Source organism: Methylotuvimicrobium sp. KM1, assembly GCF_044788715.1.
Classification (GTDB): domain Bacteria; phylum Pseudomonadota; class Gammaproteobacteria; order Methylococcales; family Methylomonadaceae; genus Methylotuvimicrobium.
Genome location: NZ_CP173170.1, coordinates 2,275,145 through 2,292,670, shown reverse-complemented (window position 1 = coordinate 2,292,670; position 17,526 = coordinate 2,275,145). Strand labels below are relative to the sequence as shown.

General features: G+C 45.8%; 16 protein-coding genes. 1 reads left to right on the top strand and 15 read right to left on the bottom strand.

Annotation, left to right across the window (positions count from 1 at the left end; genetic code table 11):
• Positions 1-835: 835 nt before the first annotated feature.
• Positions 836-1,885, top strand: a complete 1,050-nt coding sequence (locus tag ACINK7_RS09775; RefSeq protein WP_404361171.1) for a hypothetical protein — start codon at positions 836-838, stop codon at positions 1,883-1,885.
• A gap of 229 nt (positions 1,886-2,114) precedes the next feature.
• On the opposite strand, the gene ACINK7_RS09770 is transcribed toward ACINK7_RS09775, so the two are convergent.
• The 15 genes from ACINK7_RS09770 to ACINK7_RS09700 form a co-directional block, all read right to left on the bottom strand.
• Entirely contained in the window at positions 2,115-2,993 is an 879-nt protein-coding gene (locus ACINK7_RS09770; protein WP_404361170.1) for a UDP-glucuronic acid decarboxylase family protein, read from the bottom strand.
• A 220-nt stretch (positions 2,994-3,213) separates the two neighbouring features.
• Positions 3,214-3,978 (bottom strand): glycosyltransferase, encoded by a 765-nt coding sequence (locus tag ACINK7_RS09765; protein ID WP_404361169.1) that lies wholly within the window; start codon positions 3,976-3,978, stop codon positions 3,214-3,216.
• A gap of 3 nt (positions 3,979-3,981) precedes the next feature.
• Complete coding sequence (locus tag ACINK7_RS09760) at positions 3,982-4,389, bottom strand: glycosyltransferase (protein ID WP_404361168.1); 408 nt, start codon at positions 4,387-4,389, stop codon at positions 3,982-3,984.
• 180 nt (positions 4,390-4,569) lie between these two features.
• Positions 4,570-5,751 carry a glycosyltransferase family 2 protein gene (locus ACINK7_RS09755; protein WP_404361167.1) on the bottom strand — a complete coding sequence of 394 codons (1,182 nt, stop codon included), beginning with the start codon at positions 5,749-5,751 and terminating at the stop codon, positions 4,570-4,572.
• Positions 5,752-6,184: 433 nt separating this feature from the next.
• Positions 6,185-6,577 carry a hypothetical protein gene (locus ACINK7_RS09750; protein ID WP_404361166.1) on the bottom strand — a complete coding sequence of 131 codons (393 nt, stop codon included), beginning with the start codon at positions 6,575-6,577 and terminating at the stop codon, positions 6,185-6,187.
• On the bottom strand, positions 6,574-6,864 hold the full coding sequence (locus ACINK7_RS09745) for a nucleotidyltransferase family protein (RefSeq protein ID WP_404361165.1): 291 nt from the start codon (positions 6,862-6,864) through the stop codon (positions 6,574-6,576). The genes ACINK7_RS09750 and ACINK7_RS09745 overlap by 4 nt, the downstream gene beginning before the upstream one ends.
• 145 nt (positions 6,865-7,009) lie before the next feature.
• Positions 7,010-8,236 (bottom strand): glycosyltransferase, encoded by a 1,227-nt coding sequence (locus ACINK7_RS09740; RefSeq protein ID WP_404361164.1) that lies wholly within the window; start codon positions 8,234-8,236, stop codon positions 7,010-7,012.
• 63 nt (positions 8,237-8,299) lie between these two features.
• Positions 8,300-9,250 carry an NAD-dependent epimerase/dehydratase family protein gene (locus ACINK7_RS09735; RefSeq protein ID WP_404361163.1) on the bottom strand — a complete coding sequence of 317 codons (951 nt, stop codon included), beginning with the start codon at positions 9,248-9,250 and terminating at the stop codon, positions 8,300-8,302.
• Entirely contained in the window at positions 9,247-10,374 is a 1,128-nt protein-coding gene (locus ACINK7_RS09730; RefSeq protein WP_404361162.1) for a Gfo/Idh/MocA family protein, read from the bottom strand. Before ACINK7_RS09730 ends, ACINK7_RS09735 begins: the two co-directional genes overlap by 4 nt.
• 110 nt (positions 10,375-10,484) lie before the next feature.
• A complete protein-coding gene (locus ACINK7_RS09725) occupies positions 10,485-11,486 on the bottom strand; it encodes a glycosyltransferase family 2 protein (RefSeq protein ID WP_404361161.1) in 1,002 nt (333 codons plus the stop codon).
• A 51-nt stretch (positions 11,487-11,537) separates the two neighbouring features.
• Entirely contained in the window at positions 11,538-12,545 is a 1,008-nt protein-coding gene (locus tag ACINK7_RS09720) for a glycosyltransferase family 2 protein (protein WP_404361160.1), read from the bottom strand.
• A gap of 27 nt (positions 12,546-12,572) precedes the next feature.
• On the bottom strand, positions 12,573-13,403 hold the full coding sequence (locus ACINK7_RS09715; protein ID WP_404361159.1) for a glycosyltransferase family 2 protein: 831 nt from the start codon (positions 13,401-13,403) through the stop codon (positions 12,573-12,575).
• A 317-nt stretch (positions 13,404-13,720) separates the two neighbouring features.
• Positions 13,721-14,362 (bottom strand): hypothetical protein, encoded by a 642-nt coding sequence (locus ACINK7_RS09710; RefSeq protein ID WP_404361158.1) that lies wholly within the window; start codon positions 14,360-14,362, stop codon positions 13,721-13,723.
• Between the two features lie 108 nt (positions 14,363-14,470).
• Positions 14,471-15,844 (bottom strand): oligosaccharide flippase family protein, encoded by a 1,374-nt coding sequence (locus ACINK7_RS09705; RefSeq protein ID WP_404361157.1) that lies wholly within the window; start codon positions 15,842-15,844, stop codon positions 14,471-14,473.
• 297 nt (positions 15,845-16,141) lie between these two features.
• Positions 16,142-17,449 carry a hypothetical protein gene (locus ACINK7_RS09700; protein WP_404361156.1) on the bottom strand — a complete coding sequence of 436 codons (1,308 nt, stop codon included), beginning with the start codon at positions 17,447-17,449 and terminating at the stop codon, positions 16,142-16,144.
• Between the last annotated feature and the right edge of the window lie 77 nt (positions 17,450-17,526).

Sequence of the window (17,526 nt, the reverse complement as noted above, 5' to 3'; positions counted from 1 at the left end):
CAAGAATATGCACAAAAGAAATCCTGATTAGTAAGCTGTTTCAGCTAATTCAGAGATGCGTCCCGTAAGTCGTCATTTCAGCTGGAATTGCCGAAATCCAAACTGCATGGATAGCTAGAAGCTTTCCATCAGTGACGCTGAATGCCAGCATCCCTGCGAGCATGACAGACTTTTTACGGTTAAAGTGCCTGAACCGTGAACCGAAGAGAGTGCGGTTGCTCAACTGACAGGCACTTTGTTTACTTCAATTACGCAGGTAGAACTTTTTTACGACGATTTGCGCGGAACTAGCTCATTAACGCACCACCGAACAACCAAGCAGCCGCCGGGACGAGCACTGGTGCAGTTTCAATTGCCAATGAGTAGTTTTGATTCCATCGGCTAGCGTCGGCACCGCAGAGGTAAATTGGGTCTAAAAAGGGGTTACGCTTCTGGTCGTCCAACATTGGCCATAAAAAATTATGCCGAACTATGAGTGTTAAAGATAATTTGCAAAAGATCGGGGTCAGACATGCGTATAGATACAATTTGTTTAAGTTTGGTTAACAATGTCAAGTCGCTATAATGCTCTTTATTGTTTTGGCAAATAATTTAGTGTGAGCTAATCTCTAGCGAATGGCACAATGGATCTGATAGCAAAAGGAATCGTGGTTGTCAAATGAAAGGCTTAATTCCATATTGCTCCTATGGGTTGCAATCCCCGTCCAGATCAGGATTTTTCAAATAAATCCCCCGCGATCCCACTTTGATAAAGTGGGAAATTTATATTGGCGGAACTTTAATCGCCAATCGCCCCGAGTTTGAAACCAAAATGACACTGTCCAGGACCAAAGATATGAATCCAATTGAAACCATTGATGGAGTTTATCGCGCCGCCGCTCATCCAGTCCTACGATTGGGCCATTTGTGCACTGACTTACAGCACTGGTATCAAGCCTACCCCGCTAATCATTATTTGCAGCCTTGTGTCATCGAAGGCAATGCTACACTCGTTTGTCAAAAGCGATTAAGTATCGTAGCTCCCCTTGCCTACCGAACCTTAAAAGCCATTTGCGATAAGTACGGTATTTTCCTTAAAGAAGATGCTCGCTCACAAACAGCATCTCAGGATTTTTCACAAAGCCGCCGAAACGCGGCCGTGGTATTGACGTTCTGCTTGAACATGGTTTTTAGTGTAGAAGCGGCAAACCGTTCCGAAGCCCCTGGTTTATCGACCGCTTCGAGGTTCGAAACCCAAAAACAAGCCGTTTCATTAGTGATAAATAATCAAACGCTGCAAGAAGCCGCCCGCAGCATAGCTCTTCGAACCGGCATGTCTTTTAAATTCAATGCTGCGGTCGAAAAAGATATGATCGACACGAAACTGTTTGCATCTGATTGGAATAGAGCGCTTAGCCAATTTTTAAAGGACTACAACTACGCCACTATTCAGGAAGACGGCGTCATCAAAACGGTCTTCATTACCGGCTATAAAGGCTCTTTTAAACCGGCATCGGATACCGACTTCGGTTCCGGAAACGACCAAGTATTTCCTATCGATTCCTATAATGATTATCCCGGCAGTGTTTTCATGGATCGCGTGACCATCGATATCGATATACCCACCGATCTTCTGACCGACCTTCCGGAAGGAGGCGAGATATTGATTGATTTACCGGTCGGAGGATATATTGTCAAACAGGAAAGCCAGATAACATTAGAAGACGGCACACAGAGTTGGGTGGGCACGATGGACGATGAAGAAGGGTTCTGCCGACTGTATTTGACAAAAACGCTAACCGGCGAAGTGGTAGGAAATGTTTTTTCTCCATTCGGCGTCTATAACATCGAAACCATTGACGACGGGATAGTTATGGTCGAGGTTGAGCAAATCGGTATGCGATAGAGGTATTTTATTCGGCCAGTCTAAAAGGGGTCAGGTTACTTTTCTTGTCCTTAAATCCCTACTCCAGCTGCTCCCGCGGTGTATTTACCCATTTCTTCCCACAGAACAATGACCTACCGGAAACCTTAAGCCGGTTTGCGCTTTGCATTATACAGGCTACCAAATTGCTTCAACTAAGCCCGGCACGAACAGTTGCAATACAGGCAATTACGATTAAATTAGTCTCAACCTAACTGCTAAAATACTTGATCGTAGCCTTCAATCCATCATGCAAATGCACCGGAGGTTCCCAATCCAATTTTTCCTTGGCTACAGTGATATCCGGTTGGCGCTGGCGCGGGTCGTCCTGCGGTAAAGGCTTATAAACCACTTTAGAACGAGTATTACACATAGAAACAATTGTTTCCGCTAACTCTCCTATCTGATATTCGCAGGGATTACCCAGATTCACGGGCCCTGTGAAGCCTTTCTCTGTGTCCATCATGGCAACGAAAGCATCGATCATGTCGTCAACATAACAAAACGAACGTGTTTGCGTGCCGTCGCCGTAAATCGTGATATCCTCGCCGGCCAATGCCTGGATAATGAAATTGCTGACCACCCGCCCGTCGGTTCGGGCCATGCGCGGGCCGTAGGTGTTAAATATCCGCACCACCTTGATATCGAGATTATGCTGGCGAAAGTAATCAAAAAACAAGGTTTCGGCACAGCGCTTGCCCTCATCGTAACAACTGCGAATACCTATCGGATTAACCCTACCCCAATAGGATTCTACCTGCGGATTAATTTCTGGATCGCCATACACTTCAGACGTTGAAGCCTGGAAAATTCTTGCTTTGACACGTTTAGCCAGCCCCAGCATGTTAATAGCGCCATGCACACTGGTCTTAGTAGTCTGTAGGGGATCGAACTGGTAATGAATCGGCGACGCCGGACAAGCCAGATTATAGATTTGATCGACCTCCACATACAACGGAAAGGTCACGTCATGCCGTAGGACCTCGAAATTGGGGTGGTTCAGCAAGTGGCGAATGTTGTTACGGCTGCCGGTGAAGTAATTATCCACACACAACACATCCTCGCCCAGCGCAACTAGGCGATCGCACACAGATGCGAACCTATAAATCCGGCCCCGCCGGTCACCATGATGCGCCTATCCATTAAGTTCTCCTTCATCAAACCATTTGGTCCAACTCAGTTAGGAATACAAACCTTATAACTTTGGCATTTAATCCCCTCACCCTAATGCTCTCCCGAAAGGAGAGGGAATGACATGTTCAAGTTATTTCGTGCTCGATCCTTACCTTGCAAACAACGCCAAAAAGCAGTCAATCCCGTTCGGTTTTCATCCAGCGCGTCTCCCGTTGCCGAAAATAATCCCGGTAAATCGGCAATTTCCACAACACATAGCGAGGCAATTCCGCCAGGGTTTGCAGCGTGACAGCCAGCTCGGCATATCTGCCCCACGCCAGGATCAATGAAACCACGAACAACACTACGCTTACGCTCATTACCTGCAGCGGCCAAACCTGTCCCAGCGCAGCCTTTCCAAAAGCCAGGGTGGCCACGACGCCACCGATCAACGCTAAATACACCAGCGGCGGCACCAGTAAATCCAAGCCAATGGCCAATCTGTTCTTATCGAACAGGCTGATTCCATTGAGCAACAGGCGCGGCGCCACATGCAACGACAAATGCAGATGCCCATGTTCCCAGCGTCGACGCTGCTTTTGCGCTGTCGCATCCTTGTGCGGAAACTGCCCTACGATCCGGGCCGTCGGCACAAAGCGAGTCGGATAACCCTGCTCGAGTAAATCCACCGTCAATTGATAATCCTCGGCAATGAAACCTTCGCCATGTGGTGCGTTGCGCAGCAGGGAAAACGGATAAGCAGAGCCACTACCGTTCAGCAAGCACGGCAAACCCAAACGCCACAAACCCAAAGGCCGAATGAAGTTTTTCAGCATGATGGCCAGACTCGAAAAGGCGGCACGTCCAGTGTCGGTTGCAGGCGTAAACAGGTAACAGCCCATGACCGGCGCATTCCACGCTTTCGCCTGAGTCGCCAGCAGGCGGATGCTGCCGAGCGCCACGCTTCAATCGGCATCTACTATGACGACCACCTCGGGAGGCTCACGATCCAGCCATTTCAACCCCGCCTTTAGCGCCGCCGGTTTACCGCCAGTGCCATCGTCGTTGACCACGACCACCTCGGCACCGTGCGCGACCGCAAGCGCTCCAGTACCGTCTCTCCAGTTGTGCGCCACACATAAAATCCGGGTATGCTCCAGCAAATCGGTCTGCAAGGATTTCAGCGTCGTGACAATGACCTCCTGTTCGTTATGCGCCGGCATCAAGATCACGGTGTTCGGCATCGGCTCGCTGGTATCGATAGCCTGACCGAGACCGGCCAATGAACATAATGCTTCCGCCGTGACCACCCATAGACAAAGGCACACATAAAGCAACAATAGGCTCGTCAATACATGCAAAAATCCGCTCATTCCGCCTCCAGCCATTCGCAACAGACCATTAGCCCGTCAATCGTATTTTCTACATTAAAACTCCGCCGCCATTAGAAACGACTTTCACAAAAAAAGCCAGACAACGCAGCCTGAATGCAATGGAATGCGGGGGGGGGTTGTGCCACGCAGTATCCAACCTTTTTGTTGGAATAATCTTCCTCAGTGCCTGTCTGTCTTGACCCACTCCTGCTGCCGCCGAAACAGAAACCCCAGATACAACGGAATCTTTCTGATGATATATGCCGGTATGCCGAGCAATTGCCGCCCGGACAATATATGACGCCCGAAGCGCTGCCAGGCCAAGACAGTCGCAACCGCAAACAAGCCATTCAACAGCAACGCCAAACCTACCGACAAACCGCCACCCACATGGATTGCCAAAGCCAACGCTATCGACAAAAGCAAAAACAGATTCAGCGCCAACACACTCAAAGGCGGCACCGCCAAATCCAGCGCCATGACCAATAAGCGACTATCCCTCATACGGATTGCCGCTCGTAACAGGCGCGGCGTTTCCGCCAAAATCGTCGCCAAATGCCCGTGTTCCCAGCGCGTGCGCTGTTTGCTAGTAACCTGTTCAGAAGTTGGAAACTCACTGGTGACCAGGGTTTCCGGGCAGAAAACGGGAGCAAAACCCTGTAAAGCCAAATCGATGCCCATTTTCATGTCTTCGACCATGTTGCCGTGCGCGAGATCAGCCCGCTGCAATACGTCCCACGGAAACGCCATGCCGGTGCCCATTAGTTGGCAAGGCAAGCCCATGCGCATGAAACCCAACGGCCTGACCTGATTTTTGACCAGCCAGGCAAACTCGGCAATGGCCTGCGCGAGAGATTGGGTTGGCGGTGCCTGCATTAAGTAAAGCGCCTGCACGGGTCTGTTTTCCACAGCCGCTCTACGCGCCAAGGTATCGATACACTGATGCGATACTTGGCAATCAGCATCGATGACAATCAGCACCTCGGGCGGATTGTGTTCGGCCAAAAACCGTAAACCAAAATCCAGCGCATAACCCTTGCCTCGTTGGCTTGCATCATGACGTTCGATGACATCAGCGCCGCAAGCCTTAGCCAACGCCGCCGTATCGTCCGAGCAATTGTCCGCGACAACCAACAGCCTGTCGTTCGCATCGAGCTGTGGCAGAATGAAACTCAAGGTGTCTACTATCACGGCAGCCTCGTTGTGCGCAGGCATCAACACAGCCATGCGAGACCTAACACCAGTTTGCTGAAAAGATGACCGGCCAGCACCCGCTGCCAGAAACACCTGCAAAGCAAACACCGTGGTCGGAACGGCCAGCAGGCCGGCAAAAGCAATCAAAGCAATATCAATAAAATCCATGTTTGAATTATCGATCCAAAATTGATGGGTTACGTAAATATTCAGCGAATGATCCAGATTCATGCAAAACGCGTTTGGAAAGCAAAACAATCCGGCTGTAGGAGCGACGCACAGTCGCGATCAATTGTTTTCATAATCGAGAAAAATTCGGGTGCAAATTCAATCCTGATTAGCAAGTTTCTTCAGCTAAAGCCCAAAGATCAGCATATCCCTAGCAGGTCGGGGTTCGCAAGCCATGCGGGTCAAGTAAAAAACGGTCAACCCACATCACGCTCTTTCCCAAGCTCCAGCTTGGGAAAGACACCCCGGAAGCTTGAGCTTCCTGAACAGGTTACCCAAGCTGGAGCTTGGGTAACAGCATATTTTAGTTTTTGCGACTACGACTGGCCCTTGCTCGGACACTTGGCTTCGTCAAGCTGAAGCATCTTGCTAATCAGGAATTCAATTGAAATCGGCTTGATCTGCACCTGTGTTCGCAATGCCGCAAAAAATTCACTGCAACCTGGTAAAGCCGCGGCTTCAGTTCATGCAGCATGTTGAAATGCTTGGCGATATCGCCATAGTCGGTATCGTAATCATGCGCCGCCAAATTACGCGTGGTACGGCATATTTGCCAGGTTTCCACGGAATCGATGACACCCCATTTTTCGTATGCAGCCAAAGACTCGAACAAATCCCGGTCCTTTTTGTTGGATACCAGAAAAGCTTCCGCCAAAGGCCAAGCAATTTTCCGATCAATGCCTTCCAGGAAAAACACACAACGCTGCACCGCCTCCAACAGATTGGCCAGATGTAACCTTTGATCTTGCAAAATTTGTTCGGTCATAAACGTTCACCCTGCCGTAGAGCCAATCTTTTAAACGCGCTTAACTGTTGGCCTGCCTTAATGACAACCAGGTCTACAGGCAAATTCAGTAAAGCTTCCAAGCGCATTTTGAGCCTGGCTTTACTCAAAACAGACACTTCAGTTTCGGATTCGATTAGTAAATCGACATCTCCGCCCTTGCGGTTTTCATCGAGTCGCGAGCCGAACAAAGACACTATCGCGCGCTCGCCCAATTCAGCCAGGACAATATCTACAATACCGCGTCGTTGTTCTACTGTTAATCTCATTCCGTCAGACACCTCAAGCCATAAACGCCCTCCCCACATCGGTCAGCGGATCGAGACACATGCAGATGCAAAACCGGCAGGTTCGGCGTGGTAATGTCAAATTTGACCGCGACGTTCATATCATCCCCTTTTGCACCCTCGCTGCCTACACGATATCGGCAAACAATTCGCTCAACTTTGCCGCTTCCTTGACAATGGCATGCCGTTCCAGCACTCTTTGACGGCCTTGTTTTCCCATTTCAGCCAAGGTTTCGGGTGAAGCCTGCAAAGCCTCGCGCATGGCGTTGGCTAAATCATCCACAGAACTTGCCGACACCAACCAACCGCTTATTCCGTTTTTTACCAACTCCGGAATACCAGCGATTTGCGTACTAATCACTGGTCGTTGCTGCGCCATGGCTTCCATTAAAACTACAGGTATGCCTTCAGCAAAACTTGGTAGAACCATTGCCCGGCATTCGGAAATCAGCCGTTTAACATCTTGGCTGCCACGCCAACCTAAAAACCGCACGGTATCTTGCAAGTCCAATTGCTTAGCATAAGCTTCGCCTTCCGCTCGCACCGCACCGTCACCTACTACCCACAATTCAAAGCTTAGGCCTGCCGCCTTTACCCTAGCAGCCGCATCCAGCAACACGAAAAAACCTTTTTCGGGGTCGAGTCGGCCCACGTAAATTAATCGTGCAACATTGGGCGGCAACGTAACGTCATCACGCAAAAACACATCATCCAGACCGCACCTGACCACCTGCAAATGTGACCAGGCAGAGCGAGGAGAAAACAACATGCACTGACTCTTACCGAAATCGCTAATACAGATCGTCATAGCCGATTCCGCAATTTTACGTCCGAAGGCCCAGCGCGCCGAATCAAAAAACTCATGCGGCCCATGCACGGTCATACTGAAGGGGATGTTAGCCAATTTTGCAGCCAACATAGCAACAGTGCCGGTATTCATACCAATATGGTTATGCAATAACCTGACATCTCGCTTGATTAACTGTTGCGCTAAATACGCGGCTTCAAGCAAGTAAATGGCATGCCAAACGATAGACTTCACGCCTGGCCAACGGATTTGCCGGGCTAGATTAGCCGCCTTGCAAAGTCTTACCGGATAGCGGCATGCCATCGTCAAAAATGCCGTCAACAAGCGCCAAGCGCCTTTTTCCAGGATATACAAGGTGCTGGCTTGCTCGCGCAAAATTTCTTCCGACACCTTTTCACCTGCATCGGCGCGACGAATAGAGAATGTGTGTACAGTCCATCCCAAAAGGCGCAGCTGTTCAACCTCGCGGCGAATAAAAGTATCGCCGGCGCGGGCATAAAATCCGGTTAAATAGGCAATAGCCGGTTTGGGATCAGAATTTTGCATGCTTAAAAATTGAAATGGGTAGCGGCGGATAAAAAATATTTAACGCTATGGATACCAGCATTTTCAAGGCAAATACCGGCGCCATGCCTGAACATCGCATTCGACCGATTTGAATCGGCTTTCTACCCGATCAGGTATAAATAAGCCCGGCAAAAATCGGCTTATCCGCATGAGATTGAATACAGGATAAATTAAACGCGCCGTCCCCATCACTAGCCAATAAGGCAGCGGCACCAATACAGAAAAACCATGACTATCCCGACGCGCGGAACCAGCAAATTGCCAAGCCGTCAATGGCCGATCATCAACCAAATTTATCGCCTGCCCATCTTGAATATTAGCAGCACAGGCCGTTACAAAAGCAGAAACCGCATGATCCAATTTCACTAGTCTTAGCTTGCGAAACGGCGCAATTACGACCTGCAATGGACCAAGCCGGGGACCAAGGTCAGCGGCATCCAATTGCTTCGGCGCAACAACGGCCGCCGGCCGCAATACAACCAGTTGAATATCATGCGTTTTGCATAGTTTGTGCGCCATCAATTCTTGCCTAACTTTAGCCGCCGAATAAGCCCCCTGACGATTAGACTTTTCATCCGCTAGGGGCGATGACTCAGTCAAAACGCCATCAATTCGCTGCCAGTCGTAAACTAGAAAACTACTCGCCAAAACCAGCCGGGCAACATGAGCCTGCCGCATCGCTTCGATTACATTTGCCGTGCCATCCACCATCACATCGTGCATTTGGGTTGCCGGCCCCCAAACCACACCGGCGAGATGAATCACTACATCGATGCCTTGCATCACGTCGACTAATCCGTCAAGTTCGGTCACATCGGCAACCACACACTCTAAAGCCGACGACGAGGGAAGACTATGCTGCTGCTCGATCCGACGCAGCAGAGCTGTTACCCGATAACCACATCGTAATAGTTCAGCAACGACCACTTGACCGATAAACCCCGTTGCGCCGGTAACCAATACGCTTAATGATGGTTTGCTGGCTGAACTCATTTCGCCCACTCCATAGGGTCAATGGGATCAAATGTGGACTGCACCCGATAACAAAGACCGTCGGCGCCGGCATTATGGATAGCCAAAGCTAATTCAGTAACGTGCAGGGAATAACGTGGCGACAGGCGACTGAGGCGCTGCTGGGTAATGGATTCTGCTAATTCCGCCACGCCCCTGGCAAAATCCATGGTCTGCGAACCGCGCGTTTTGATACGCGGCTGCCCAAGACCCAAAAACGGTATTTGTTGTTTTAGCGGACTAACAATCATTTTGCGCCGAATATTGATCAGGCGGCGCTGATAGACCGGCGACCGATATTGCCAGGTATCATCGATATGCAAAGTGCCTTCGCGGCCAAACACGCGCAACGTGTGATCGTGCTTGGCGATTATGCTGCACGTCAAACGCGCAACCATGCCATTCGCAAATTTCACGCAAGCCACGGAAAAATCAGGTGCATGTTGGGTCAGTGGCAGCGCTGTCTCTTTATTCAGAATTTGCTCAGTTGAAAAAGCCGTTACCGACACCGCCGGCCCGAAAAAAGCCGGCAGCCAACCCAACACATAACCGGCGTGCTCCAATGTACAGCCGACCTCGAATTCATCCTGTGCCGGCCAAGGAATACCCGAAGTGCTGAACCATTTGTGATAAGGCATACGGTGTACCAAGCCGTCGTCCATTTCCGCATACACGGCATAGATATCGCCGATGCGCTGCTCGCGCAAAGCTTTCCACAACGTCTGCGCACTTTCACCGAGCAAACTGCACGGCGCGCCGGATATCTGCAAGCCGCGACTTTCAGCCAATTCCACCAATTCTTTGGCATCCTCGAAACGCATGGCCAGCGGCTTTTCCGTATAGACATGCTTACCCGCTTCGAGACAGGCTTTGGATACTTCGTAATGAGAATCCGGGTTGGTCAGGTTAAGCACAATCTGCACGCTATCGTCAGAGAGCACTGCATCTAGCGAGGGATAAACCGATACCCCGTGGAACTTGCCAAATCGTTCGGCTCTCGCGGTATCGCGATCCATGACACCCTGTAACTTAAGTTCTGGGTGCAATGGTAACGTGGCAAGATAGTAGTCGGCTACAAACCCGCAGCCGACGATGGCAATGTTCATTGCATTCCCTCCGCAACATCCCTTAAACCAGTGCGAATGTTAGAAGAATCCCGCCCACTCTTTGGTAGTTCCATTGCTTTGTCAGTTGTCACTAAAATGTCTTCCCATCATTATTTATATTGAATTAGCAAGCCTATTTGCCCGGTTCGCTTCCGCCAATAAAATTTAGCTATGCCGATGCATTGCGGGATTTTCATCAACATGCAAGCGCCCGCATATAACCAACAATCAAATGATGAAAACTCCTCTTTGGCCGAGCTGGCTCGAATTCGGCACACGTTCAGCGGAAATGCCAATAGCAACGCCAAAAAACGGGCATCGATTGCCACAGCACCCAAGGATGCTGCCAAAGGCAAACCTACGCACCACATCAATGCACTGCGCCGTTCGCGCCGCCAAGCGTTCGGATCCAAACTGTTTGCAAAGCTAAAGCCCGATTTAACCGCACGAATCCACCATTGCTTAAAAGCCACCATGCCCGAATCGTGCAAGCCCATTGGTGCCGACAGCACATGCAACTTCCAGCCCTCGTCAACCAAACGGCCGTATAGTTCAGGGTCTTCGCCAGTGATCAAAGTCTCGTCGAAACCACCGGCCTGCTTAAAGGCAGAAACTCTCATCAGCCCGATACCACCCAAGGTGGAAGGCTCCGCGTTTCCACTAGCTTCCCAGCGCCATTCCATATCGCACAAACGCCGATAGATATTGCTGTTACGGTCTTTTTCCCGTAATTGACCACATACAAAGCCAACGCAGGTGTGGGAATCAAGATGCGTAATAGCCGTCGCAAGCCAATCAGGGTACAACTCGGTATCTCCATCGACAAACTGCAAATACCTCAAATCAGGAAAATGTTCCAGTAAGTAATAGGCACCCACATTCCGGGCTCTTGCAGCATTGACGGCTTTATCTGGACTCAATACTAATGTTTGAATAGCGTGATTTTGGGCTACCTCCACGCTATTGTCGGTTGAACATGAATCTACGTAGACGATTGGCGCCAAAGTTGTAGTATGAAACGCCTTAAAAGTGGCTGGTAAACGCTCCGCTTCATTACGCCCAATCACAACAATTCCAGTATCGATATGACTCTGCACGTTAACCTGCGACATTGCTTGTTTCATTTTGAATATACGTCAATTTGAATATCTAATCGCAAGCGCTTACCCTGATTTTTTAATCTGGTTGCTGGGCAATTCAACCCAGGGAACGGAAAATCCAACTTTAAAAACGCAATTTCTTATAAAATCAAACAGCATGTAAGGGGGATCCAGGTCCGGCTTTCTTTGAATAAAACGACGAGTTCTCCACAACATAAATCCCAAAATAAAAGCGGCATCAATACACGCCGCACGCAATTTTCCTTCATTTTTCAAATAATATCGTCGCCGCGCTTCAAACCAGAATTTCGGACGACGTTTAACTATTTTATGACCGATACCACTTGAAGCACCTTCCAAATGGATTACTTTACTTTGCGGCACGTACCAGACCTGCCAACCCGCCTTTTGTGCGCGTTTACAAATATCTACATCCTCGAAGTAAGTAAAAAAACCTTCATCCAATAACCCGATTTCTTCGAACACCTGCTTACGGACAATCATGCTTGCCCCGGAAACCCAATCTACCTTTGTTTCAAATGCGGGGGGAGGTACCGATACCTTGCATTTCGAAAGAATTCGAGACACTACTCCAAGTTTGAGACCCTGTTCAAATTCAGACAATATTCCGGGAAACTGAAAAGGGGAACATTGGTGTTCGCCTTTTTCAGTCAATAGATTACTTCCCGCTATACCAGCATCAGGCGTCTTGTCCATAAAGTCTATCAACTTAGACAATGAATCATCGGTCACTAAAGTATCTGAATTCAACAGGAGGAAATAGTCTGGTGGACAGTTACTTTTCAGAGCTTTCAAAATCACCCTATTATTACCACCGGTAAAACCTAGATTTAATTCAGAAACATACAGTTCAACCCATTGCCCCCATTGCCCTTCCTCAATGGCCGTGTTTAACGTATTAGCTGCTTCTTTTCCGCTACCGTTCTCCCATACAACCACCCTGGCACGACCATTTAACACGGTTTCACATATTGAAAGAGAACGAAGGCAATCTATGGTTACATTTGTTGCTAGGTAATTAAGAATAACTATTAGTAGTTGTGGATTCATTTGAATGTTGTATAAAAATAAGGAGTCTTATAACAACCTATTTAACTTTCTTTTGATTTTGCCTATCAAAGTCTGGTCTCTTCGCAAGCGCTCTCTTTTAATCTGTAGAGATACTGGGTCTCGCAGCGTATTTCTAGCATCTTCAGCAATCCATCTGCCATATTCAAACGGATCAGTAAAACCGAAATAACGCGCAGTCACAGAATCCTGACTTCCGACAACGCCGTTTTTGGCCATCAAACAATGTTCAGATCTAGGATCATCCATATGATGTGCAAATAACATAGGGAGAGGGTAGCCATTAATTAGGCCAGACGATGACATACGATACTGATCGATCGGAAATCCATAACCTTCATTTTCAGGTTTGATAAATGGCGTCAAATGATCGAGCCTTGCTAAAAAAGACGCCCCCCCGACCCACATATTTCGAAATACTCTTACACCATTTATGTTAATAATTTTATGTGCCGCTAACTGCTCATTCCAATCCTCCTGCATATAATTCCAGCAGCTTAAGCGACCAAACTGTTCATTTTGTCTTATGATCGGTGCAATCACATCAACCCAGCCATGAGGTAATAAAATATCGTCATCAATCTTTCCAACCACATCGCTTTTTGCATTTTCAAAAAACCATAAAGTCGGGGTTCTTTGCTTTACATTTTCTTTAGAAAAATTCTTTTTTGCAACCCGGGGATCATTTAGCGAGTTAATAATATCCGCAACCCCGTCCTCTGATGCATTATCCCAACAATATAATCGAAAATCAGTGTCGTCAGCCAGTAAATTATCTAGTGTTTTGACCAGGTACTCGCGCCGATTCCATGTTATCAGAAGTAAATCTACTGGTTCCAATTTTTCATCTCCTTAAGTTGTTTTAATAAATGAAGAATCTGTCCATACCAGCCCATTTAATAGACTATTGAAAAACTACTTTAGATAATATAAATATATAGTGGCCACCTATGTTTTATACTATAAATATGAGTTATTTAAATTGATTCTTAGTAATCCACAAAATATTTTTGAAAGCCAAGTTAAAAAAATATTTATATACTAACACGTTAGCAACTAAACAGTTCACCGGCAGTTATCGTGCCCACGCTTTGCGTGATAACACCTGAGTACCGCTGGAGCGTGGGAACGATTGGGGATGTAAATAATTACACGCGTTATGCATCTTTTATAAAGACCGGGAGCTTAAATAAAATTCTTTTTAACTTCTTTAGAACTTTTACAACCGCATAATCTTTTTTATTTTTATTAACAACCTCTTTAGTCGCATTATAATTAACTTTAAATTCAGATAAAGCAGCTTCCATATCACCTTTAGCCTTAATTAGCTCCCAAAACACCCTAAAGTCTTGATCAATATTTTCTAAGTTTACTATCATTTTATTTGTTTTGTCTTTAAGAAATAGATTTATATTGCTATTAACAGTATCGCAATAATCTATTGCTATAGACATGGGGTCGGTATCTTCCGGAATTTCCAACAATATACCCATTCCACGGTATGCTTTCATAATTCCACCATGATATCTTTCTTTTTCGGCATAACTACGAGCAGTCTGTAGATCATTTCGCTTTAAATGAATATATAAAGCATTGTTACCGTATTTCTCGTCAAGCCTTCCCAAAAACCAAGAAAGTCTGTTGTCAGCCTCTATATGATCGACTGGATAATCAACTCTGCTTTCGCCAAGCTTAGTACATCTAGACTCATGAGAACATGAATAATTTGTAATATGCTTGCAAGCTTTAATAAATGTAACAGATCCACATCGACCTGTACTCAATATAAAAACATTCATATACTTAACCTGTTTCAAACAATAAACTTGCTTTACAATTTCAAACTAAAAAATAATTAAATATTAAACTTTTAATAAAGTTCAAAAAAACAAAAATACAACTGATCATTATTTTAACGATGAAAATATTAAATCGCCAGCAATATAACCAATAGCTAAACAAATCACAGAAAAAACTTCCACTTTCAAACTAAAAAGCTTATGTTTAATCAGTGCATACCAAAGTATAGGTAAGTTAATTAAGCCACTGATGCCAATCATAAATATCATAAATTGTGTATCATATAACTTGTGCGAAAGCGGTAAGGCAATAAAAATGAATAAGGCCTTAAGTGTTGCTGAAAAGGTTGAGTATTGCGGCAATCCTTTGGCCACCATCACTAGTGCATTTGGAATTAACATGCATCCAGTAACAACGCGCAAGAACAATAACTTTATCATCCAACCAGCATCGCTGTATCTATCATCATATAGTAAATCAACTATGAACTCACTTCCGCTCATTAATATACCTGTTATAGGTATTACAGAAACGCCTAACCACAGTTTTGATTTAATGAGCGAGAATTTTAGCTGTCCAGGGAATTCCCGATTAATGCGACTAAAGTTGGGGAATAATACTTTATGTGAAAGATTTGAAACGATTGTAGATGGAAAATTTGACAGCATAAAAGCGATGCTATAAACCCCTAACTCCTGCGCTGAGAGCAATCCACCTAAAATTAGCCGATCTCCTTGATTACCAATAAATCCAAGCGCGCTACTTAAGAAAATCCATTTCCCAAAACACTTAAGCTCAGCCAGTGCAATTTTGTCCCAACACAGTTTATTTTTCACACCCACAAGAAAAACATGTGAAAACCACATTTCTATTAATTGGAACATAAGACCACCAATTACTAATGCCCAAATCGTTCTATAATTCCATGCTAAAATAACGATAGTAATCAATGAAACAACTTGAGACATGACATTAATGACCGTCAACCGCCCCATCATCAAATTACGATTAGCCTGATAAATTGCCGTTGATTTGAACCCAGAAATTACTACCCCAAACCCTGAAACTATTATGAGATATGGAAGCAATGGGTTAGCATAAATATTCTGTTGATCTAAATAATTTAAATAGCTAAGCCCCCATAACATAATCGCTACTAGGCAATTAATCATCCATAGTATAAAACCTCTAATTATTTGCAGAGTCCAAGCTGTGTTAACAAAATCAGGATCATCACCTCTTTTATTCTGAATAATACCTTGTCCGATACCAAAATCGGACAACATTTCCACCCCCATTATTAAAACATTGACAATAGCCATAACACCAAACATTTCGGGTACTAACAGGCGTGTTAGTATAAGATTACCGCCTAACCTAATTAGCTGCGATATTAAATGCCCACCCAAAACCCAGGAGCCTGCTTTAATAATTTGTCTTTTTTTTATTTTGTTATTGGACACTAATCCTAAAAACTCCATTTACATTAATATTAATTTGCAGATACTGCCATATAAATTTATATTTTAAAAAGCCATCAACAATAATTACTTATTTAATTTAAATTACCTAAGTATTATTAACTTATATTTTCACTATTGGCAGCTTAAACCCTTTGCGTAAAATACTTATCTAATAAATTCCCATAACATCAATGGAGAATTATTATCCGACTTACCCTGTGAAAATTTTCAGCATATCCAAATTGGAAAGTCGTCAATAAATACTGTATCTATATACAGCACGTAATATGCCCGCATGCTTTTTATAATATAGTTCTAACGTGATTGAGAACGCTGTTTGTAAAAAACCTGTTCGTATCTACCTAATAGCGCCCCTGCGACCAACCATGTCCAGGGGATCATGGTATTGTTGGGAATTAAATCAAGCAAGTTGATACCAAGGATAAGTGCAATAGAGCCCAGAATAATAGACTCACGTTTGCTAGTACAATATCGTAATGTCCTGGCGCATCTTAAGATTGTTAGCGCCAAAAGACCAAATTCAGCGAATAAGCCGATCCAACCATATTGCCCAATCACTATTACCCATCGCCCATCTGTAACACTTAAATCCCGCCCCGTTACTGGATCGTAAATGCGATTGCGTCCCCAGCTGCCCCACCCGAAATAGGGCCGTTGATTTGCCTTATCTAAAAGCATATCCTCATTTTTGATCCGAAAATCATAAGATTGAGCCCGCTCAGCACTGTATGAGGTGGCAATTTCATGGATCATTTCGCTTGGGAATAAATCCCATCCTCGTAGTGCAGGGTAAATTAGTGCCACCAACACCATTGCGCTAGCAATTCGCACTTGGTTCTTTGGTTTTGCGAAAGCAGCCAACGGGGCCAATGCCAGAGCATATAACAAGGAAGCCATGCTCTTACAAAAAACAAGCAACACCATTAAATACAGAGTTGCTTGTCCACCGGAAAAAAAACCTACCTTTCGATGAATACGCCAAAGCGCTGTTGCCGCTATAACGCTTGTCATCGTAAAAAATGCGACGAGTAGTCCGTGCCCCATAAACACGACCGGCCTAAAACCGCCATCACGCATTTGTTGTGCGAAACTGTGTGGAAAATAGCCGTATATCCAGGTATGTAGCTGTGGGCTCATACGGACTTCAAAAAACATAGGCAAGGAATACAGCAAACCAGCAAAGGCAACTATCATTAATAAATCTTCGTGATCTTTAGCGGACCGCAGAAATGCAAATCCTAGCCAAAAGGGAAGGACAAACAATAATTGCCTAATGACGTCAGACAAGGCGTCATAGAGCGCCATGCCTTTAATAAATATCGGCCCAGCGATGATTGGTTCCGGGTTATTCAATGCCGTTATAAAGGGGCTAGCTACGTAAATAATTATCAACCAACGTGCCATGCGATCCTTTGGTAATAATGTTACATGCTTCCCTTTAAAAAACAGGCACGCCAAATATGCTGCCAGATTAGGGATCGTCGATTTGTCCAATGGAGGTATAAGCGGCAAATCAACAGAGAGCCTAGCCGGGAGCAATAAATAAGGTGCCAATATCGCCCAAAGCGTAGCCCGACCGACAGACATGCGCTGATAAATCATAATAGCAACAAGCGGCCAGCTAAAAAGCACCAAATAGGCAATCCAATTCGGATTAATCAGAAATACTCCCGCCCAGA